Origin of the sequence: Dehalococcoides sp., assembly GCF_041654235.1 — a bacterium.
Taxonomy (GTDB): domain Bacteria; phylum Chloroflexota; class Dehalococcoidia; order Dehalococcoidales; family Dehalococcoidaceae; genus Dehalococcoides; species Dehalococcoides mccartyi_B.
The window spans coordinates 1-21033 of record NZ_JBAZDW010000023.1; the positions used below are offsets into that span (position 1 = coordinate 1).

21 protein-coding genes and 1 tRNA gene are annotated in these 21033 nt (G+C 48.0%); 10 read left to right on the forward strand and 12 right to left on the reverse strand.

The window, feature by feature from the left end:
- Nucleotides 1–40 precede the first annotated feature (40 nt).
- The 6 genes from WC259_RS04180 to WC259_RS04205 all read left to right on the forward strand — a co-directional run bounded on the left by WC259_RS04180 (nt 41) and on the right by WC259_RS04205 (nt 6819).
- Nucleotides 41–943, forward strand: coding sequence for an RluA family pseudouridine synthase (locus tag WC259_RS04180; protein ID WP_077998257.1), 903 nt, complete (start codon nt 41–43; stop codon nt 941–943).
- Nucleotides 944–1042: 99 nt separating this feature from the next.
- Nucleotides 1043–1324 carry a winged helix-turn-helix domain-containing protein gene (locus WC259_RS04185; protein ID WP_011309734.1) on the forward strand — a complete coding sequence of 94 codons (282 nt, stop codon included), beginning with the start codon at nt 1043–1045 and terminating at the stop codon, nt 1322–1324.
- Between the two features lie 27 nt (nt 1325–1351).
- Nucleotides 1352–1762, forward strand: coding sequence for a hypothetical protein (locus WC259_RS04190; protein WP_011309735.1), 411 nt, complete (start codon nt 1352–1354; stop codon nt 1760–1762).
- A gap of 140 nt (nt 1763–1902) precedes the next feature.
- The gene (locus WC259_RS04195; protein WP_011309736.1) at nt 1903–2493 is read left to right on the forward strand and encodes an isoprenylcysteine carboxylmethyltransferase family protein; all 591 of its coding nucleotides are present in this window, start codon (nt 1903–1905) and stop codon (nt 2491–2493) included.
- Nucleotides 2490–4121 carry a GH3 auxin-responsive promoter family protein gene (locus WC259_RS04200; protein WP_011309737.1) on the forward strand — a complete coding sequence of 544 codons (1632 nt, stop codon included), beginning with the start codon at nt 2490–2492 and terminating at the stop codon, nt 4119–4121. Before WC259_RS04195 ends, WC259_RS04200 begins: the two co-directional genes overlap by 4 nt.
- A gap of 172 nt (nt 4122–4293) precedes the next feature.
- Nucleotides 4294–6819 (forward strand): diguanylate cyclase, encoded by a 2526-nt coding sequence (locus WC259_RS04205; RefSeq protein ID WP_015407910.1) that lies wholly within the window; start codon nt 4294–4296, stop codon nt 6817–6819.
- 42 nt (nt 6820–6861) lie between these two features.
- Here the strand turns inward: WC259_RS04205 and nadC are convergent, their stop codons facing one another.
- The 5 genes from nadC to WC259_RS04230 form a co-directional block, all read right to left on the reverse strand.
- Nucleotides 6862–7722, reverse strand: a complete 861-nt coding sequence (gene nadC, locus WC259_RS04210; RefSeq protein WP_011309740.1) for a carboxylating nicotinate-nucleotide diphosphorylase — start codon at nt 7720–7722, stop codon at nt 6862–6864.
- Nucleotide 7723: 1 nt separating this feature from the next.
- Nucleotides 7724–9271 (reverse strand): L-aspartate oxidase, encoded by a 1548-nt coding sequence (gene nadB, locus WC259_RS04215; RefSeq protein ID WP_011309741.1) that lies wholly within the window; start codon nt 9269–9271, stop codon nt 7724–7726.
- A gap of 21 nt (nt 9272–9292) precedes the next feature.
- A complete protein-coding gene (gene yajC / locus WC259_RS04220) occupies nt 9293–9571 on the reverse strand; it encodes a preprotein translocase subunit YajC (protein ID WP_011309742.1) in 279 nt (92 codons plus the stop codon).
- A 10-nt stretch (nt 9572–9581) separates the two neighbouring features.
- Complete coding sequence (gene miaB / locus WC259_RS04225; RefSeq protein ID WP_059280166.1) at nt 9582–10838, reverse strand: tRNA (N6-isopentenyl adenosine(37)-C2)-methylthiotransferase MiaB; 1257 nt, start codon at nt 10836–10838, stop codon at nt 9582–9584.
- Nucleotides 10839–10934: 96 nt separating this feature from the next.
- Nucleotides 10935–11279, reverse strand: coding sequence for a hypothetical protein (locus tag WC259_RS04230; protein ID WP_059280167.1), 345 nt, complete (start codon nt 11277–11279; stop codon nt 10935–10937).
- Nucleotides 11280–11535: 256 nt separating this feature from the next.
- On the opposite strand from WC259_RS04230, the gene mscL reads away from it, so the two are divergent.
- The gene (mscL, locus tag WC259_RS04235) at nt 11536–12000 is read left to right on the forward strand and encodes a large conductance mechanosensitive channel protein MscL (RefSeq protein ID WP_012034141.1); all 465 of its coding nucleotides are present in this window, start codon (nt 11536–11538) and stop codon (nt 11998–12000) included.
- 47 nt (nt 12001–12047) lie between these two features.
- On the opposite strand, the gene WC259_RS04240 is transcribed toward mscL, so the two are convergent.
- The 7 genes from WC259_RS04240 to WC259_RS04270 form a co-directional block, all read right to left on the reverse strand.
- Nucleotides 12048–12139, reverse strand: a tRNA-Ser gene (locus WC259_RS04240).
- A gap of 78 nt (nt 12140–12217) precedes the next feature.
- The gene (gene mutM / locus WC259_RS04245) at nt 12218–13030 is read right to left on the reverse strand and encodes a DNA-formamidopyrimidine glycosylase (RefSeq protein ID WP_011309746.1); all 813 of its coding nucleotides are present in this window, start codon (nt 13028–13030) and stop codon (nt 12218–12220) included.
- The gene (locus tag WC259_RS04250; RefSeq protein ID WP_061977439.1) at nt 13023–13646 is read right to left on the reverse strand and encodes a phosphatase PAP2 family protein; all 624 of its coding nucleotides are present in this window, start codon (nt 13644–13646) and stop codon (nt 13023–13025) included. Before WC259_RS04250 ends, mutM begins: the two co-directional genes overlap by 8 nt.
- An 8-nt stretch (nt 13647–13654) precedes the next feature.
- Nucleotides 13655–16366: a DNA polymerase I gene (gene polA, locus WC259_RS04255; RefSeq protein ID WP_061977441.1), complete on the reverse strand. Its 2712-nt coding sequence runs from the start codon at nt 16364–16366 to the stop codon at nt 13655–13657.
- Nucleotides 16367–16528: 162 nt separating this feature from the next.
- On the reverse strand, nt 16529–16975 hold the full coding sequence (locus tag WC259_RS04260; RefSeq protein ID WP_372643295.1) for a rhodanese-like domain-containing protein: 447 nt from the start codon (nt 16973–16975) through the stop codon (nt 16529–16531).
- Between the two features lie 3 nt (nt 16976–16978).
- Nucleotides 16979–17557 (reverse strand): hypothetical protein, encoded by a 579-nt coding sequence (locus WC259_RS04265; RefSeq protein ID WP_011309750.1) that lies wholly within the window; start codon nt 17555–17557, stop codon nt 16979–16981.
- Between the two features lie 52 nt (nt 17558–17609).
- A complete protein-coding gene (locus WC259_RS04270; protein ID WP_011309751.1) occupies nt 17610–17813 on the reverse strand; it encodes a hypothetical protein in 204 nt (67 codons plus the stop codon).
- A gap of 267 nt (nt 17814–18080) precedes the next feature.
- On the opposite strand from WC259_RS04270, the gene argF reads away from it, so the two are divergent.
- Genes argF through plsY form a run of 3 tightly spaced genes read left to right on the forward strand, consistent with a single transcriptional unit; the run spans nt 18081 to nt 21009 of the window.
- Complete coding sequence (gene argF, locus WC259_RS04275; RefSeq protein WP_011309753.1) at nt 18081–19016, forward strand: ornithine carbamoyltransferase; 936 nt, start codon at nt 18081–18083, stop codon at nt 19014–19016.
- Between the two features lie 20 nt (nt 19017–19036).
- On the forward strand, nt 19037–20365 hold the full coding sequence (der, locus tag WC259_RS04280; protein ID WP_015407223.1) for a ribosome biogenesis GTPase Der: 1329 nt from the start codon (nt 19037–19039) through the stop codon (nt 20363–20365).
- On the forward strand, nt 20359–21009 hold the full coding sequence (plsY, locus tag WC259_RS04285; protein WP_011309755.1) for a glycerol-3-phosphate 1-O-acyltransferase PlsY: 651 nt from the start codon (nt 20359–20361) through the stop codon (nt 21007–21009). Before der ends, plsY begins: the two co-directional genes overlap by 7 nt.
- The last annotated feature ends 24 nt before the right edge of the window (nt 21010–21033 follow it).

Genomic DNA, 21033 nt, shown 5'->3' on the forward strand with positions numbered 1-21033 from the left:
CTTTTGTACATTGTCTCATCCCATGTATCCGGAGATACCAGTGAAAACGTTTAAACTGGTAGCCGAAACTGCCGGCGAAAGACTGGATAAATATATTACCCAAAAGGAATCAGGGCTTTCCCGCAGTTTTATTCAGGAACTGGTGAGTTCAGGTCATATACTGGTAAACAACCAGTCTGCCAAACCCAGCCTGAGGCTTAAAACCGGCGATACAATAACTATAGAAATCCCTCCCGAAACCCCCTCTGAACTTAAAGCCGAAAATATACCGCTGGAAATAATCTTTCAGGATAAAGACCTGTTGCTTATAAACAAGCCTCCCGGACTTACCGTACATCCTGCCCCCGGTCACCCTGACCACACACTGGTAAACGGGGTATTGGCACTGGAACCTGAAATGGAAGATTTTGATGACCCTCTTCGCCCCGGAATAGTCCACCGTCTGGATAAAGATACCTCCGGACTGCTGCTGGTAGCTAAAAACCGTCAGGCACTGGCCAACCTGTCTGCCCAGTTTAAAGAACGGACCGTACGCAAGTACTATCTGGCACTGGTAAAAGGGGAACTAAGGCCTGCCGAAGGGTTTATTGAAGCCCCCTTGGGGCGTGACCCCCAAAACCGCCAGAAAATTGCAGTGGTATCTGACGGGAGGCATGCCCGTACCGGGTATAAAGTACTGCGGTATATTCAAGGATACAGCCTGCTTGAAGTCAAACTTGAAACCGGCCGTACCCACCAGATACGTGTCCATTTTGCCGCCATAGGCCACCCGGTGGCAGGTGATGCAGTTTACGGCCAAAAGGAATCCTGGGTAAAACGGCAGTTCCTTCATGCGCACCGCCTTAGCTTTGCCCTGCCTTCAAACGGGCAGGTAGTGGAGTTCACCTCCCCTCTTCCGCCGGATCTGGAAGAAGCCCTGAAAATACTGGAAACCCCCTCCTGAAATATTTTTAAAAAAATTTAAAACTGGGGGGTTATATTCGGCTTGCATGGCATAGTATAATAGTAACTCCATAGTAGATAGTAATGGGTCAAAAGGGTTATGAGATTAGACCGCAGACGTTCTAGTATAGAGATTATCGCTGACATGCTCAGGCTGGGTGAAGCCGGCAAGACTGAGATCATGTATAGCGTCAATATGTCTTATTTCCAGCTTCAGAAATATTTGAACTTTATGCTGGAGAGGGAGCTTATTGACCGTGTACAGCTTGGCAACCCCTCTGTTACCTATAGAGTAACCGCCAAGGGGCTTGAACTTTTGCGCAGTATTGATAATATATTAGACACACTGGACCTTAAAGATAATGAACAGGACGAAGCCTAACTTACTGGGGCAGTAAAAGGAGATACCATGTCTGACAAACGAATGCTGATTGTACCGGCGGAGCTGGTAAGGCGGATTGACGAAAACCGCGGCGATCTTAGCCAAGCGGATTTTCTGAATTACCTTATTGACTCTCAGCTTGGCGGTGAAAGCCGCAAGGAAAACGGAATCTCCAACCAGGAGTTTGAGGCCCTGAAGCAGGATGTAAAGAAACTGCTTGAAAAATCCAACAAGTCTGCCAGCAGAGAAGAATTGGTCTCCTTCCAGGAAGATACCAAGAAGCTCCTTAAGAGTTTCGTAGATTTCTTTGTAGGCTACGGGTTGGAACTGGGCAAAGGATCTTCTGCCATGAGCGACCTTGAAGCCCTTAGCAAACTGGGTAGCACCGGCAGCAAAGATGAAACCCCCGGCGGCGAAGTAAAACTTAAGTGGAAATAATCTAAAACAGGTTTTTAAAAGCTTTTTTTAAGCCCTCTTCGTATGAAGAGGGCTTTTATTTTTTCTCCTCAGCTTTAATAGAACATTGTTCTAGTATTCAAAACCTTCCAAGGGTATTTTCTGTCTGCCATATTTAGAACATGTTTTATGTATTTATTGGCGCAGTCGGTTTTTCTCTGGTCCACATCTTTGATTTTGTGGCCCTGAAAAGGTTGCCTCTCCTCAAACCCGTACTCTGGCTGTCAGGCTCTGCCCTGCTCCTTTATTCGGGTTTCATGGTCTGCTTCAATGGCGATTCATTAGCTCTGCCCGTCTGGCTCAGTGCCGCCGGCTGGGTGGTATTTGCCATCGGCATATATTTTTTCCTTTATTCCCTCTTTATCAACCTACCTTTCGGTAAAACTTATGTCAAAACCGGAGTAGGAGACAAACTGGTTACCAGCGGGTTTTATGCCCTGGTGCGCCACCCCGGCGTACCCTGGTTTGTACTAGCTATGGCAGGTATGACACTGGGCGCAGGTACTTACTTCGCCCTGTGGGCAGCCATTATCTGGAGTCTCCTGGATATAGCACTGGTATACATCCAAGACCGCTGGGTATTTGGCAGGATGTTTCCGGGTTATACCCAATACCAAAAAACTACCCCCATGCTGGTACCAAACCGCAAAAGCATTGCGGCTTATATAAAACAGCGTAATTTTTCAAATACTATAAAAGGAGTAGCCAAATGACTCAGCTTGGTGAACTATTTGCACAGGGTAAACTTGAGGAAATCTGGGACCGTTGCTGTGGTTTTATAGACCTTAGCCTTGAAGATTTTATGAAGATACAGGAAAGACTCCTTCAAGAGCAGCTGGAGCTTCTTAAAAAATGTGAACTAGGCAAGCATATCTTCAATGGGGCTGTACCCACCAATTCAGAGGAACTGAGGCGGAGTGTACCCCTGACTACCTATGCAGATTATGCCCCTTTCCTGACAAAAAGACGCATGGACATACTTCCCAAAAGACCTATCCTCTGGCAATATACTTCCGGTAAAAACGGCGAATACGCCCACCGCTGGGCACCGGTAACTGCCCGCCAGATGGACGAAGTAGAGTCACTGGTATGGGCAATGGCTCTCTTCAGCAGCTGCAATAAACGCAAGGACATAAATATCCGCCCCAATGATGCGGTGCTTTACGGCATGGCACCCCCGCCCTACGCCACCGGCACTATTGCCCGCTGTTTCCCCCACGAAAAGTTTAACTTCCTGCCCAAGGTGGAAGAGGCCGAAAGAATTCCGTTTGAAGACCGGATAAAGAAAGGCTTTCAGCTGGCTCTTTCTGAAGGGCTGGATTACAGTCTGGCTATGTCCAGTGTAACTGTGGCCATGGGCAACCGCTTCAGCCAGAGCAGCGGTAAAATGAGTATGAAATTCCTTCTGTCCAACCCTAAAGCCCTGTTGCGGCTGGCAAAAGGTAAAATCAAAGCCAAACTGGCCGGACGCCCCATGCTCCCTAAAGACCTCTGGAAGGTAAAGGGAATTATGACCTACGGTATTGACGGCAGTGTTTACCGTGAGAAAATAAAGGAACAGTGGGGACGGTATCCGCTGGATTTCCACGGTTGTACCGAGGCCTTTTTAATAGCTACCCAAACATGGGATTATTCCAGTATGACCTTTGTTCCCTATATGCAGTTCTTTGAATTTATACCTGAAGAAGAGGCTATAAAGAGTTGGCGTGATACCAGCTACCAGCCCAAGACCCTGCTGATGAATGAATTGAAACCCGGCAACTACGAAGTGGTTATAACCAGCTTCCATGGCGGCCCATTCATCCGCTACCGGTTAGGACATCTGGTACAGATAACATCTTTGCGTAACGAAGCTTTAAATATAGATATCCCCCAGATGATTTACCTGACCAGAGTAGATGACCAGATTGATATCGCCGGTTTTACCCGCCTGTCGGAAAAAGGCATCTGGCAGGCAGTGGAAAACAGCCATATAGAATATGTGGATTGGATGGCCTGCAAGGAACGGGTAAACAATACACCCCGCCTGCACTTGTATATTGAACCCAAAGACAACACTACTCAGGACAAGGAACAGGCAATAGCATCTATCCACGAAGAACTGAAAAAAGTACACCCCGGTTATGCAGACTTGGAGTCGTTTATAGGTTTGATGCCGCTGGATGTTACCTTCCTGCCCAAAGGCTCTTTCAAACTGTATAAAATACGCCAGCAGAATGCAGGGGCAGATTTGGGCAACTTGAAGCCACCCCATTTGAATCCCTCTGCCGAGGATCTGGAATTTATGCTGCATACTACCACCAGAGTGACTGTGAAACAGGAAGAACCTGTAAGAGTCTAAAACAAAAAACCACCAGTGTCAGCCAAAAAGGGGCGGTGCTCAAAGCTACCGCCCCTTGGTTTTACCAGTTGTCCGTATTTGACAACAACCAGCTTGTACTTCATAATGGCTCAATACAAGCTTGATTTTTAACTATTCACCCGGATATAACGGGTAATAAAGAGGCATTTTCGTGACTATCTGGGCTCTGGTACCGCTTGTAACCAGTATTGCATATTTAGTGCTGCTGGCGGTTGTTCTGCTTTCAAAACGGCAGTCTATCACCAGAGTTTTTTCCGTGTTTTTAGGTGCCGCTGCTTTCTGGAGTTTCACCTCTTTCATGCTCCATATTGATGCCCCGCCGGAGCAAACCCTGATCCGGCACAACCTGCTGAATATTGCCCTGTTTGCCGCCATGCTTATGTACTACCAGTTTATCCGCGCCTATACCAACCGCAGAGGCAAACTTTTTCTGATAATAGGTTACATAGCACTGGCGCTGGATATTTTCCTTAACCTGACCGGACAGCTGGTCACATCCGCCTACATAGAGGACAATGTTGTTTACCACACAATAACTCCGGTGTTTTATTCTGTTTTTATACTTGCTTTATCATTCATCGGGGTAATTATTTACCACTTAGTCCAGAAATATCGTCAATCTACAGACCCAGCTGAACGCAACCGCACACTGTATTTGGTACTGGGATGGGTAATAGTAGTCCTTTCAAGCTATACCAATCTTAGCGACAACCCCCGTATCTACGGCCTTCCCCTTGACCATGTGGGCAACTTTATAAATGCGGGGATTATCGTTTACGCTATCACCCAGTACCGTTTGATTGATATCAAACTGATAGCCCGCAAAACCCTTACTTACGTCCTTCTGTTCTTCTCCATGATAACTGTATATGCAGGAGCTATATTTATAGCTACGCGGATATTCCCTGCCGAAGAAATGTCTACTATCATCCTTATGGCAACCCTGATTGTACTGATACTGGCCATGACAGCCCGCCCGTTGAGAACATTTATTGAAAAGCGCATAGACCGTCTGTTTTACCAGGAAACCTATGAATCCCGTCTGGCCCTCATGGGCTTTTCCCGCAAGATGGGCAATATACTTAATCTGGAGGAACTGGCCAAATCGCTGTTACCTGATCTGGCTAAGTCTTTAAATATAAATAAAGCCGCACTGCTTTTCCCTGATGTTGCCAGCGGCGAATTCTCTATGGAGTACATCTACCCCGCAGATGACCACCTTAAAACCCAGTTCAAATTGGCGGCGGACAACCCCGTTATTTCCTGGCTGGATAAAAATAACGCCCAGCTTTATCTGAATAAACTGGACAATCTGCCTGAACTGAAAGGCTTATGGCAGATAGAAAAAGAGCAACTCCAAAAATCAGAGATGGGGTTGTTGTATCCCATTAAAAGCCGCGACAAACTTATAGGTATTATCGGGCTGGGAAACAAGAAGCGGGGGGGTATATATTCTACCGAGGATTTGGATATGCTGATAAGTGTGGCTAATCAGGCTGGTGTTATTATAGAAAATGCCCAGCTCTACACTCAGGCCACTATCCGCGCCAATACCGATGAACTTACCCGCCTGTATAATCACCGCCACTTCCATGAGCGCATAGAACAGGAAATAGCCCGCGGTTCACGCTTTGGCAATACCTTTTCCCTGATACTGCTGGACCTTGACCTGTTTAAGGTCTACAACGACGTATACGGCCATCTGGCAGGTGACCAACTGCTACGCAGACTGGGTAAAATACTGGAAAACTCCATCCGCTCTATCGACATGGCTTTCCGCTATGGCGGTGAGGAATTTGCCATAATGCTACCCGGCACCAAGATTGAAGACGCTTACCATGTAGCCGAACGTATCCGAAAGAATATTGAGTCTAAATCTTCTTTTCGTGACATGCCGATAACTGCTTCTCTGGGTCTGGCTAACTGGCCGACTGACGGGGTAATGAAAGAGGAGATTATAGCCAAGGCTGATGCCGCCCTGTACCGTTCAAAGGAAACCGGACGAAACCGCACCAGCCTGCCTGCTGACCTGAATAATAACTCCACCCAGATAATCAGCTCTGAATTGGAAGCCCGCCCCAAAGCCATGTCCATTATCTATGCTCTGGCGGCCACGGTTGACGCCAAAGATCACTATACTTACGGGCATTCCCGCAAGGTTAGTGAATATGCGGTGGCTCTGGCAGAGATATTGAAGCTCTCTGAGGAAAAAGTGGAAACTATACGGGCAGCCGGACTATTGCATGATATCGGCAAGATAGGCGTACCTGACCATATCCTGACAAAACCCTCCGCTCTGGACGATGAAGAATGGGAACCTATCAAGACCCACCCGGAACTGGGAGTGGAGATATTAAAACGTATCATGGATCTGGTTAACTGCCTTCCGGCTATACTCCATCACCATGAACACTTTGACGGCAGCGGGTATCCTTTTGGACTGAAGGGTGAAAACATACCTCTGGAAGCCAGAATACTCAGCATAGCAGATGCCTATGATGCGGTTACTTCACCCCGCCCCTATCGCACCCAGCTTCACACTGAGCAAGCGGTAGCCGAACTGAAACGTTGTGCCGGCTCCCAGTTTGACCCTGAGCTGGTAGATATCTTCTGCCATGTTATTAAGCCTGAAGATTCCCCGCAGCTAAAAGCCTCACCTGAAACCGGCACTGAATAAACTCCGTGCTGATTATTCTTTTTTAAGAGTTACTTTAACCGGCTATTCCTGTGCCTGCTGCTGAACGGGAAACTCCAAACTGAAGTCCAGCGCCGGAGCCGAATGAGTCAAAGCCCCCACTGAAATAACATCAACCCCGGTCATGGCCACTTCACGGACATTATCCAGATTGATATTGCCGGAAGCCTCTATCTTTATGGTCTCCGGTATAATATCAACTGCCTTTTTCATATCGGCAATGCTCATATTATCCAGTAAAATGGAATTGGGCGCAGCCTCTATGGCTTGTGCTACCTGTTCCAGAGTATTTACTTCTATAGTTACCGGCAGTTTGCTCTTGTTGGTTTTAGCCTTTTCAATGGCTTCTTTTACACCTATGCCTTTGGCAGACAAAGCCATCAGGTGGTTATCCTTTATAAGTATCCCGCAAGCCAGATCAGGTCTGTTGCTTTTGCCGCCTGCGGCATATACGGCATATTTTTCCAGTATCCGCATACCGGGTATGGTTTTACGGGTATCTGCCAGAGAAACATTCAATCCATCTACTTTGGAAATATACTTGGCCGTAAGAGATGCAATGCCGCTTAAGTGGGTTATGAAATTCAGGGCGGTACGTTCACACTTGAGTATGTTTATCACCCTGCCGTTAAGCACCATGATAACATCTCCGGTTTTTACCCTCTTGCCGTCTTCTATCAGTATTTCCACTTCCATGGTAGGGTCATGCTTTACAAATACTATCTTGGCTACTTCAGCTCCAGCCAGTACCCCATCCTGCTTGGCAACTATAATAGCCCGTCCTGCCAAAGAAGACGGGATAAGTGTTTCAGTAGTAACATCACCCCGGGCAAAATCTTCGTTACAGGCATTGTCAATAATTTTCTCAATTTGAGACTGGGACATGTTAATCCTCCTTAATAAAGACTATATGTTTTTCCCATTCGGGCTGGTGGTCAGGAAAATCAGTACGGTAATGTGCCCCGCGGCTTTCCTGCCTGAGCAGGGCTGATTCTACCATAAGCCTTCCGGCCAAAATAAGGTTTGCAAGTTCAATCCCTTTGCGGTTGGAAACGTCACCCAGACTGTATTGCCAGCCTGAGAGTATCTCCTGAGCTTTCACCAAACCGCCATAGCTTCTTATTATACCAGAGTCTTCCCAGAGAAGCTTCTGGAGAGCGGGTATTGAAGGCTCGGGTAAATCACGCACGTATTTGCCCCATCCCAGCAATCTTTTAGTCAGTTGGGGCAGCGGAGCAAGCATTTCAGGCTGGTTTTCACCGGCAGTGTATTCTATAATCCGCCTACCGAATACCAACACCTCTAAAAGCGAATTTGAAGCCAGACGGTTCGCCCCGTGAACACCGGTACAGGCTACTTCGCCGCAGGCAAAAAGCCCCTTGATATTGGTTTCTCCCCAGCTGTCTACTTTTATCCCGCCTATCATATAATGGGCCGCCGGAGAAACAGGTATGGCCTCACGGGTAATATCCAGTCCGTGATCCAGACAAAAACGGTATATCTGAGGGAAGCGGCTGCTTACTTTGTGGGGAGGCAAATGGGTAACATCCAGATAAACATGGTCAGCACCGGTTTTAAGCATCTCAAGGTGAATACTGCGAGCTACCACGTCTCTTGGGGCAAGTTCGGCCTGAGGGGAATATTCGGGCATAAAGCGTTTGCCCTCTATATTCCGCAAAATACCGCCTTCTCCCCGAACTGCCTCTGAAATAAGAAAAGGGGCAACCCCCGGCAGGTGAATAGCGGTAGGATGGAACTGGTAAAACTCCATATCTTTTATCTCAGCCCCAGCCCTGAAAGCCAGAGCTACCCCATCAGCAGTGGCAACCTCCGGGTTAGTGGTAAAACTGAAAAGCTGACCAGCTCCGCCGGTTGCCAGTATCACAAAACGGCACAGGTAGTTCTGGATGGCACCGGTATTTGTATCCAGAGTTGCCACACCCTTGATCTGGCCGTTTTCTATAATCAGCTCTTTAGCCAGAGTATCTTCCAGAACCTCAATCTCGGTAGTCCGTACCCAGTTGTTCAGGGTGATTTCAATGTGTTTGCCGGTGGCATCCCCCCCGGCATGAAGTATGCGGGGACGACTGTGAGCAGCCTCTAAGGTAAGAGCTATTTCCCCGTTTACACTGTCAAAAGGCACTCCCAGATAAACAAGCTCGGCAATACGCTGTGGAGCTTCGTCTGCCAGCAAACGCACCATCTCACGGTCACATAAACCGTCTCCGGCTATCAGGGTATCTTCAAAATGCAAACGGGGAGAATCATCCGGGCCAATGGCGGCGGCTATGCCTCCCTGAGCATGGCGGGTATTGCAATCCTGTATCTTGCCTTTGGTAACCAGCAAAACACTTCCCCGGCCACGCGCCAGTAAAGCAGTATACAAACCGGCAATACCGCTGCCCACAATTATATAGTCGTACCTGGAGTTCAAAATATGCCCGTCCTGGGGATTTTACTTTTTATCTTCGGGGGATTTTTTAAAACCGATAGCACCTCTGGAAACCTTAAGCAGAGTGCCTGACTCTACTTTGATAACTACGCTGTCTTCAGCTACAGATTCTATCACCCCGTGAATACCGCCTATAGTAATAACGCCGTCACCCTTGGCAATTGATGACATAAGATTGGCATGATCCTTTTGACGCTGGCGTTGCGGCCTGATGATAAGAAAGTAGAACATACCAAAGAAAAGAGCCAGTAAAACAAACATCGTGATAGTCTGCTGATCCATTTTTTCTCCTTTAACTTTCCAGGATATTTACCAGCTTTGCCTGCAAAGACCATGGGCTGGTTTTAAATATCTTAACCTTTACCAGACATCCTTCAAGCGGTAAATCGCTCTCCAGAAATACCAGTTTACCACCTAAAGTGCGTCCCTGCCACTTATTCTTTTGCAACCCTTCCACAAGCACCTCGGCAAATGTGTCCATGAGAGCGGCGTTTGCCTTGCCTACTGTTTCTTTCTGCAGGTCTTCTATAAGCTTCAGGCGGCGTTTTTTCTCTATAACGGGGACATCATCTGCCATGTCACGGGCAGCCACAGTCTGGGGGCGGGGTGAATAAGCGGCCACATGTATGGCATCATAACCTATATCGGCCATCAGTTTGTAGCTTTGATTAAACTGTTCTTCGTTTTCAGACGGAAAGCCTACTATCAAATCTGTCTGGAGGCTGATATCCGGCATGGCGGTTTTTATACGTTCCACCAGCTCACGGTATTGCTGATTGGTATATCCCCGCCGCATAGCGGCCAAAATGGTATCATCACCAGACTGCACCGGCAAGCTGAGCGAGCGGCAGACCTTAGGCAAGTGTGCCATGGCATCTATAAGCTTCTGGCTGATATCCTTGGGATGGCTGGTTAAAAAACGTATCCGTAACAGCCCCGGAATGTCATGCAGTGCCGAAAGCAAATCTGCCAGACAGGGCTTTTCAGGCAGTTCATGCCCGTAGGAATCTACATTTTGCCCCAGCAGTACCACTTCACGGCTGCCCCGCCTGACCAGTTCAGCCACTTCACAGCCTATTTCAGCTATACTTCGGCTTTTTTCCCGTCCGCGGCGGTAAGGCACAACACAGTAGGTACAGAAATTGTTACAGCCCTGCATAATGGTCACATTGGCACTTACAGGCGGCCTAAGCGGCAGAATAAACCCTTCCGGAATTTCGCGCCAATCCGGCATACTGCCCGGACCAAAAATATAATCTACGAATGGAAATTTTTTCTTTATGAGGGAAATATCTTGCCCAACCAAACAGCCGGTCAGGGCTATTTTGAGTTTAGGATTTTTATTCTTCAAACTGCGTAAAAGATGCAGGCGGTTAACCACTTTGTTTTCAGCATGTTCACGGACAACACAGCTGTTTACCAGTACCAGTTCGGCATCTTCAGCTTTATCGGCTAAAGAGTAACCCCACAGTTCAAAAAGCCTACCCAACCGGTCTGATTCGGCTTGATTCATCTGGCAGCCAATAGTCCAGAGGTAATAACCGGGCATAAGCAAAATCTCTCCGTATCCAGACTAAACTGAATATAGATTATACCCTAATACGAAGAAATATCATAAATACCAAAGAGGTATTCCAGTTTCAGTTCAAATACGGTTGCGATAAGCCACAATCAGGCTGCTGGCAAAAACGAGTATTCCCAGACCCCAAAAAAACGGGCTGAAAGCCAAACCGACTACCGAAAAGATATACCCCATAAAAAACAGGGTAGAGCCCACTGCCGCTCTGGCATTCAGTTTGTCTTTAAGAACCAGAAAAAAACTTGCACCCATCACCAATCCGGTTATCAGGTACTCCGCCCCTACCAGTGTATCCGCATCGACAAACAGCTTGAAAATAGCCATAAACATAAACAGGGCAAAGGCTACCCCCAGCAGAACAAGCCATACTTTGAAAAATTTTTGGTCCAGAGTACTGTTTCCTTCAGTCATATACATTCTCCTTATCCACCATTACAGGCAAGCACCTTATGCCCAAAATGGCATCCCTATTATTCTAAATAACCTTAAACCCATGCGGATATTGCCAGTGATAAATAAACCTTCCGCCTGAAGTAGTGTATAAACCGGCATACTCATCTGTCAATGCCTCTCAGGTAAAATGTGCGATACTATGATTAACTGGATGTCTTGTATTTGCACTGCCAGCGGTATTAGTATGCAATGAAACCGGTTGAGAGGAGGATGTATGTTTAAAGAGTTCAAAATCTTTATCATGCGCGGCAATGTAGTAGATCTGGCTGTGGGTATTGTAATTGGCGCAGCCTTCGGGGCTATTGTAAACTCACTGGTAAAAGATGTGCTGATGCCCCCTATCGGCTTGCTTTTGGGCAATGTTGATTTTGGCAATCTGTTTATCGTCCTTAAGGAAGGTGCCATTGGCGGGCCGTATGAATCCCTGCTGGTTGCCCAAACAGCGGGCGCTGTAACCATAAACTACGGGGTATTTATTAACGCCCTAATCAACTTTTTAATACTGGCTATGGCTATCTTCTTTTTTGTGGTAAGGCCGCTGAACCAGCTGGCTGCCCGCCAGAAAAGTAAAGAAGCTGTCATTCCTGCCCAAACTGATAAGAAAGATTGCCCTTACTGCGCTACCCAAATACCCTTGAAAGCCAGTAAATGCCCGTACTGTACTTCAGAGCTTATGTAGGCAGAAGATGAAAATAAACAGGTGAGGATAAAAAGACTGAATTCTGATGGCGGAGGGGGAGGGATTCGAACCCTCGACCCCGGTTTCCCGGGGCAAGCGCTTAGCAGGCGCCCGCACTAGACCACTATGCGACCCCCCCAGTGCCCAAACAAGAAGATAATATAGCATAAGAACCTAGTTCATACAACCAAAAGCCACTTTCAAACGGACTGGGGTGTCAGGACTGGCAACGGGGACAGAAGTAACAGGCTCGCTGGCGTATCAGCTGGCGGGTTATGGGAGCACCGCAAACCGGGCAAGATTCGCCCCTGCGATGGGCAACATTAAACTCCAGCTGGGCACCGCCCTTTGAGCCGTCAGGGCGATGATAGGTACTGACACTTGCCCCCTTGTTTTGTATAGCTTTATGTAAAACTGACTGAATAGCTGAATGCAGTCTTTCCACCTCTGCCATGCTCAGGCTTTCAGCCGAACGGAGCGGGTTCAGGCAGGCTTTAAACAGGGCTTCATCTGCGTACATATTGCCCACCCCAGCCAGTACCTTCTGGTCAAGCAGTACCGCTTTTATAGGTCCTTTGCGCCCTGAGAGACGATGCCAAAATACACCGGCGGTAAAAGTTTCCTCCAGAGGTTCAGGCCCCAGTTTTTCTAAAACAGAGTCCAAACCGGCAAGCAGGGTTATCCTCCCGAATTTGCGTATATCGGTAAAATATACCTGCTCTCCATTTTCCAGATGGAAAATGGCTCTGGTAAAGCGGGGGGCTTGACCGTTTTCAGCCCTGATTGCCGTCAGTCCGCCGCTCATTTTCAGGTGGACACTAATAAATAACCCGCTGCTCAGGCTAATGATAATATACTTGCCACGGCGGCTCAGCCCGGTTACACATGTACCTGATGCCAGTGCGTTAAAATCCGCTTCGGGAGGGCAAAGAGTTTTGGCCCACAAAGCTTCCATGCGGATTATCTTTTTACCCAGCAAATGGGGCATGATTTCATTCTTTACCGTTTCAACTTCAGGCAATTCAGGCATGGTTTACTCCTTTGGCTAATCTCAGCCGCAGATAGGTCAGCCCTATACCCAGCACTGCCCCTGCCAGCAGGTAAGACGCCAGTACATCACTGGGCCAGTGGGCATTCAGATATACTCTGGAAATGCCCATAAAAAATATGGGGACAAGGCAGACCAGCCTTAGCACCAAACGCAGTAAGGGATCCCGGATAAAACGGGGTATCAGAAAAAATATCACCCCGTAGCAAGCCAAAGCATAGGCGGTATGCCCTGATGGGAAACTGGTGCCGCCGTCTTCAAGGCCGTAAGGACGAGGACGGTCAATAAGCGATTTATATATACCCACTATCAGGGCGGTAACAGCCGGAACCAGTCCGCAAATTACAGATTGCAACCGATAGCCTTTGCACCACAGCCAGATTACAGCCGCAACCGGTGAGATAACCCAAGCCGGGAAGTTTCCAAGACGGGAAATGAAACCCATAAATCCGTCAAAACCGGGCAGTGAAATGCCCTGAATAAACCCCGAAACAGTCGTATCCACCCCTAAAACAGGGTTTAAATAAACCAGCCATGCCAGCAGGCCAAACATGCCCAGCAGTATCAGGTACGGCAGATAATTACGCAGTTTTGCCAAGTCCGGTCTTACTCCATATCTCCCCAGTTTGCTCCGGACTTAAGCTCAACCTTAAGCGGTATTTCAAAGGTGACTGCACCTGACATGGTTTCCATCAGCAAAGCACTCATACGCTTAAGCTCTGCGTCAGGCACTTCAAATATAAGCTCGTCATGCACCTGAAGTAGCAGGCGGCTTTTCAGCTTTTCTTCTTTCAGTTTTTCATCCAGCCTGACCATAGCCATCTTGATAATATCCGCAGACGTACCCTGAACAGGCATATTTATGGCCATACGTTCGGCTGATTCACGCAAAATACGGTTGGGCGAATTGATTTCAGGTATATACCGGCGTCTTCCCAGCAGGGTCTCAACGTACCCGTTAGTCCGAGCCTGATGCTTAATCTCCGCAAAGTAAATAGCTACCCGCGGGTATTTTTCAAAATATGCCTTGATAAATTTGTCGGCTTCTGCCAGCGAAAGCTCGGTAGCCTGTTCCAACCCGTAGCTGCTCATGCCATATATCACTCCGAAATTCACCGTTTTAGCCAGACGGCGTTGTTCCTTTGTCACTTCAGACGGGAGTATATTCAGCAATCTGGCAGCGGTAGCAGTGTGGATATCCTGGTCCTTAAGGAAAGCCTCTATCAGGGCAGGGTCTCCGGAAAGATGGGCCAGCACCCGCAGGTCTATCTGGGAGTAATCTCCAGCCAGCATTACGGTACCCTTCGGGGCAATAAATGCCCGCCGTATTTCTCTGCCCATTTCACCCCTGACGGGTATATTTTGCAGATTCGGTTCACTGGAAGACAATCTGCCGGTAGCCGTTCTGGTCTGGTTGAAACTGGTATGCAGGCGACGGGTATGCGGATTCACCATACGCGGCAGAGTATCCAGATAGGTAGATTTCAGTTTGACCAGCATACGATATTCAAGTATCAGATCTACAATCCGGTGTTCACCCTTCAGTTCATCCAGTACCTCTGCCCCGGTGGAATAACCGGTCTTGGTTTTTTTGATAACCGGCAGTTTCAGTTCGTCAAAAAGTATCCGCCCCAGCTGCTGGGGAGAACCTATGTTGAAGCTGTGTCCCGCTTGGGCATATATGGCTTCTTCCAGTTTAAATATCTGCCCGCCCACCTTTTCGGCCATACCTTTGAGCAAATCGGTATCCAGCATAATACCGCTACGCTCCATACCCAGTAATATAGGTACCAAAGGCATTTCAACGTTGACAAACAAATCTATCAGATTGATTTCGGCAAGCTGGGCGGCAAACAGACCCTTGAGGCGGAAGGTGTAATCAGCCACCAACTGGGCGGCTTCTGAAAGCTCTGATGCACTGAAGCTCTTTTTCTTGCCGTTCTGAGTAAGTATGTTTTCAACATCAGCAATTTCCACCCCGAAGTGTTCAAATACCAAGTCTTTTATACCCAGATTTTTTTCACCCAGCAGGTGGGCAGAAAGCATGGTATCAAAGTCCAGTCCCTGTATTTCCTGCCCGGCTGAAGCCAGCAGATTCATGAGGTACTTGGCATTATGAGCGGTCTTGGTTATATTTTTATTCGTAAGCAGGGCAATCAAACCCGGGTGACCTTCGGAAACAAACATCTGCCCATCCGAAGCACTACCGATAAATTCTGCAGAAATAAAATAGGCTTCGCCCTCTGCCGGTGAAATTGCCAGCGCAGTCAGGCGGGCATCTATAGCTTCTTCGGAAGTGCCCGAAACTGCCAGTGCCAGCTCTTTGGTTTCCGTGAGCCGCTTCACGATGCTGTCTAGATTCTGCCCGTTGGCTACAATATAGCGGGTTTCAACCTTTTGGGGGGTGTTAAACATATCTGTCATACCGCCGCCAGGATTTTCACCGCCTGGCAGGCGGTGAATCAGCCTGAAAAACTCCAGTTCACGAAAAAGGTCTACCACCTTTTGGCGGTTATAGTGTTCCGATCTACATTCCTGAATACTGAAATCCAGCGGCAGATCACACACAATCGTAGTTAATATTTTACTCTGGCGGGCTACTTCGGCGTTGTCTGCCAGTTTCTTTTGGAGACCGGGCGGGCTTATTTTATCCAGATTTTTATATATATCTTCTATGCCGCCGTATTCTTCTATAAGTTTCTGGGCAGTTTTCGGGCCTATGCCGGGTACTCCGGGTATGTTGTCAGACGGATCACCCATAAGGGCTTTGTAATCTGCGACATGCTCCGGCCCTAAACCGTACTTTGCCCTTACTGCCGCCTCGTCATACAGACTGGTATTGGAAAAAGAACCGGCCGGGCCGGGATACAGAATACGGATATCCGGACTGACCAACTGCATGGAGTCTGCGTCTCCGGAGGCTATTATAACCTCCATGCCTTCGGCGGCGGCTCTGGTAGCCAGTGTGCCCAGCACATCATCTGCCTCAAAACCGCTCTGTTCGTATACAGGCATATTGAAAGCATCCACAATCTGGCGTACCCGTCCCAGCTGGCTGACAAGCTCGTCAGGCATGGGCGGACGTTGGGCTTTGTAGTCCTTGAACATCTCATGCCTGAAGGTAGGGCCTTTTTTATCAAAGGATATAGCGTAACAATCCGGTTTCAGGTCGGTTAAGACTTTTATAAGTATAGATGCAAAACCAAAAGCCGCCCCCACCACTTCACCTGTTTTGCGGACTGTAAGAGGTGGCAGTACATGATATGCCCGATGAACCAGATTTGTGCCGTCAAAAAGGACAATTACAGGTTTACTCATGAACACATTATAGCAGATGAACCGCAAAGAGGGTCAGCTATTTTGCCTGTAAAAACCAAAACCTGATCAAGTTCAGTCAAAATAGGGAGTGTATACTGCGGATTGGAGAATACCCCGCTGGTTTACCGAAAAAAGCCCGGCAGAGAATGACTGACGCGGTAGCTAGGTTGCCAGCGGCAGTCCATTCGCAATCCAGACGTTTATACCGCCCAGCATGTTATATATGCTGGTAAAGCCATTATCCACCATAAGCTGGGAGGCAGAGACAGAGCGGTTACCTGAACGGCAATAGACAAGGTAAGTTTTATTTTTATCCAAAGCGAAAAGCGAATTTTCAAAGGAAGCATAATAATCCAGATTTACAGCACCGGCAATATGCCCTTGAGCATATTCGGAGGGGGTACGCACATCTAAAATAACAAATTCAGTTGAGTTGGTATTCCGGTCTATAAGGTCTTTGGCTTCGTCAACAGATATATCCTGCACCTTAGGCAAATTACTATCAGTATTATCTAAAGGGTTAGTTCTATCTGTATCACAGCCTGTCAGAGTTCCGGTAAATACCATGCATAATGCCAGTACGGCGGTCAGACTACGTTTGAAAGACATACTTTAAACTCCAATAAAATTCGGCTGGAGTTTAACCCCTGAATAACCGGCCATTGTCTGCAGGCAGGTTTCTTCACGCTGGGTAATCCAGGTGGATACGCTGGTCAGACCGAAGTCAGACAACTGGCAGAAAGTAACCATAAGCTCGTTGCAATAGCTGTAATAACGCGAAGAACGGTTGTCAAAGCTGACATTCCCCGTATCAGCCATTTGTTCTATCAAAGCGCGCAATTTCAGGCGGTTATAATACGTAGCCCTCATGCCGGCCAGCATACCCTCAAAGAAGAGCTGTGCCCGAAAGTTTATCAGCTGGCCTTGATTATTGAAAACCACATCAAAAGAGCCGCCGGTAGCACCGGATTCTTTAAACTGGAAAACCTTCTGCTCATAACCTATAGGCAGGGGCGGAGTAAGCTCTGGCAAACGGATTTCAGGAGCTTCGGTAATATCGGTCAGGCTTTTACCGCCGAACCGGCGGATTATATCCTGGGGAGATTGAAAAGCGCTGTAATCACCCAAAACTTCTGACACAAGTGTAAGGTAAGACAGTGATTCTTTTGGGTCATACTGACGCAGTCTCATACTTCCTCCATGCACATTCGAGTAAAGCTAATTGAAACAGGTGCAAAATATGTCAAACGGCTATGCTTGCCTTTTCTATATCCGAAAGATATCCGGTAACCACTGCCCCCAACCGGACAACGACATGAAGCGAAATAACAACAAGAATCCGCCATTTAGTAATAAAGCGGATATTTCTTATACTTTCTTCACGGGCAAGTTCCCTGAACTTCTCCTGAAGCTGAACACCGGAGGCTATAAATTTATCTTTTGTCATAGTTGTCGCAAGTGATGATTACATTATAATACCCCCTGTGAAGCGGGTGTCAAGTGCAGCCCTGAAACCAGAGTTTGGGTATGTACATTGCCGGTAAATACGGTACTCTATTTCGGTTTTTCCCCAAGCACCATTACTAATAATATACCATATATCAGTTGTTTATATATATTTTTACAAACAGACCACCTACGCCCTGACGGCTAAAGTATCCAGACCAGTACATTAATGCTATAATTAGGGGTAATTGTGTGCCGGAGGCGAAAAGTGAACACCAAGGATCTGCTCTCTATTTCAGACCTTTCCCCTGACGATATCGGGCGTCTGCTTTCAGATGCCGTTGAACTTAAAGCCAGGGGCTGGAACAACAGCCTCTCAGGTAAAACTCTGGCTCTGGTATTTGAAAAACCCTCCCTGCGTACCCGTGTCAGCTTTGAGCTAGCCATGAAGCAGATGGACGGAGAAGCACTATACCTTTCTCCGGCTGAAGTGGGTTTGGGCAAACGCGAACCGGTGGCTGACGTAGCCAGAGTCCTTTCCCGTTTTGTAGATGTTATCGCCTGCCGCACATTCGGGCATGAAACTCTGGTGCAACTGGCAAAATATGCGGATATACCCGTTATCAACGCTCTCTCGGACTTGGAGCATCCCTGCCAAGCGCTGGCAGATATCCTAACCATTTACGAGAAGAAGGGCGACCTGAAGGGACTTAGTCTGGCTTATATAGGTGATGGCAATAACTGTGCCAACAGCCTCCTGCTGGCCTGCGCCATGACGGGTATAAACTGCCGGCTGGCTTCACCTAAAGGCTATCTGGTAGACAAAGACCTGTTTGCCAGAGCGGAAGCCTATGCTGAGGACAGCGGGGCTGAACTCTACAGCGGAACAGACCTTAAAACCGCTCTGCGCGGAGCAGATGTAATTTATACAGATGTCTGGACCAGCATGGGACAGGAAGCTGAAACTGAAAAACGCCTCAAGGACTTTACGGGGTTTCAGGTTAATGCCAAGCTGGTTTCCATGGCTAAGAAAGATGCCATCATCATGCACCCTCTGCCGGCTCACTACGGCGAAGAGGTTGACCGGGAAATACTGGAATGCCCTCAGTCTGTTATCTTTGACCAGGCCGAAAACCGGCTGCATGCCCAAAAGGCTGTTTTAAGAGATATGCTGGGTGGACTGGAGATAGGCGGCCGGCATTAAGCCTGCTGTGAAAATTATATATGAGTAATACTACCACCCCTATTATAGCCATTGTAGGGCGACAAAACGTGGGTAAATCCACTTTGCTAAACCGCCTTGCCCATAAAAATCTGGCCATTACCGAAGACCTGCCCGGTACTACCCGTGACCGCCTGTTTGCTACCGTAAGCTGGCTGGACCGCAGGCTGATTATGGTGGATACCGGCGGACTTGACCCGGATATTGAAAGCGTTATTGGCCAGCAGGTCAATATCCAGATAAGCCTGGCCATAAAGGAAGCTGACCTGGTGCTTCTGGTGGTAGATGTAAAAGACGGTTTGATTACGCCTGATTATGAAATGGCCGATATCATCCGCCGCACCGGCAAGCCGGTTATACTGGTTGCCAATAAAGCCGACAACCTGAAAATGGGCCAGGAAGCCACCGAATTTTACAGTTTGGGTTTTGGCGAACCTGCGGTTATAAGTGCTTTCCACGGCACCGGTATTTCAGACCTGATGGACCGCGTACTGGAGGAATTGCCCGACCAGCCCATTGCCACCCCTGAAGAAGACACTTCAGTTAAACTGGCACTTGTCGGCAGAACCAATGTCGGTAAATCCACTCTGCTTAATACCTTCCTGGGAGAGGAACGCTCAATAGTAAGCAATATACCCGGTACTACCAGAGATGCCATTGACACACCTCTTGACTTTGATGGTACTAATGTGCTACTTATAGATACTGCAGGGATAAGGCGACGCGGCAAAGTTGAGAGCGGTGTTGAGAAATACAGTGTACTCAGAGCCCTGAAGGCCATTGACCGGGCGGATGTAGTTCTGCTGGTTATGGACACCGAAGAACTGGTTACTGCTCAGGACACTCACATTGCCGGATATGTCCGGGATACCGCCAAAGGTATTATCATTATCCTGAATAAATGGGATCTGGGTAAAGGCCAGGATAAAGCGGAAGTGACGCAGACTATCCAGAGTAGATTTAAGTTCCTAGATTACGCTCCGATATTGTTTGTCTCAGGCAAAACCGGACGTGGTGTTGATACTATTATCCCCATGGCCCTAAAGGTACAGGAAGAACGCAGCAAGCGTATCCCCACCGCCAAGGTAAACAGCGTGGTTACCGAAGCCCTTTCCGCCCATACCCCGCCCCGTCAGGGCAAAGTCCAGTTAAAAATCTTCTACGCTACCCAGGCAGAAACCAATCCGCCTTCGTTCGTATTTTTTGTCAACAACCCTAAACTGGTTCATTTTTCTTATGAACGTTTTATTGAAAATCGTCTCAGGGAGTCTTTCGGATTTTTTGGTACGCCTATCCGTTTAACTTTTAAAGCCCGAGGTGAAAAATGTTAATTGCCAAGCTGCTGCTTGTTGTTATAGTAAGTTATATCCTTGGTTCAATACCCTTTGGCTATCTGGTCAGCCACCGCGGCTCCAAAATAGATATCCGCAGTTTCGGCAGCGGACGCACCGGTGCCACCAATGTACTGCGCACCATGGGCAGAAAAGCCGCTTTGCTGGTGGCCTCTTTGGATGTTATCAAAGGGGCTTCGGCTGTAGCTTTTGCCGGGCTGGTCATAGGCACTGAAGCACTGGCTTTCGGTACCAATGGCATGGCTCTTCTATTCGCTCAGGTTCTAGCCGGGCTGGCGGCGGTTGCCGGTCATATCTGGCCGGTATTCCTCAAATTCCGCGGTGGACGGGGTGTGGCTACTTTCTTCGGAGGCATGATTGCCCTGTGTCCGGTGGCTGCTATATTCGGCGGCGAAGTGCTGATAATAGGTGCCGGACTTTCCGGTTTTGCCTCTCTGGGTTCCATAACGGGGGTGGTTGGTGCTTATGCTTTGCTGGTACCCCTTACCCTGATCAGCGGATTCCCCACCGAATATATGATATACGCGGTTATAGGTTCACTCCTTATCACCATTATGCACCGCGATAATATTAAGCGGCTTCTGGCAGGTAAAGAACGCAAGCTCAACGAAAAAGCCCGCTAAACACCCTCCGGTTTAACCCAATTT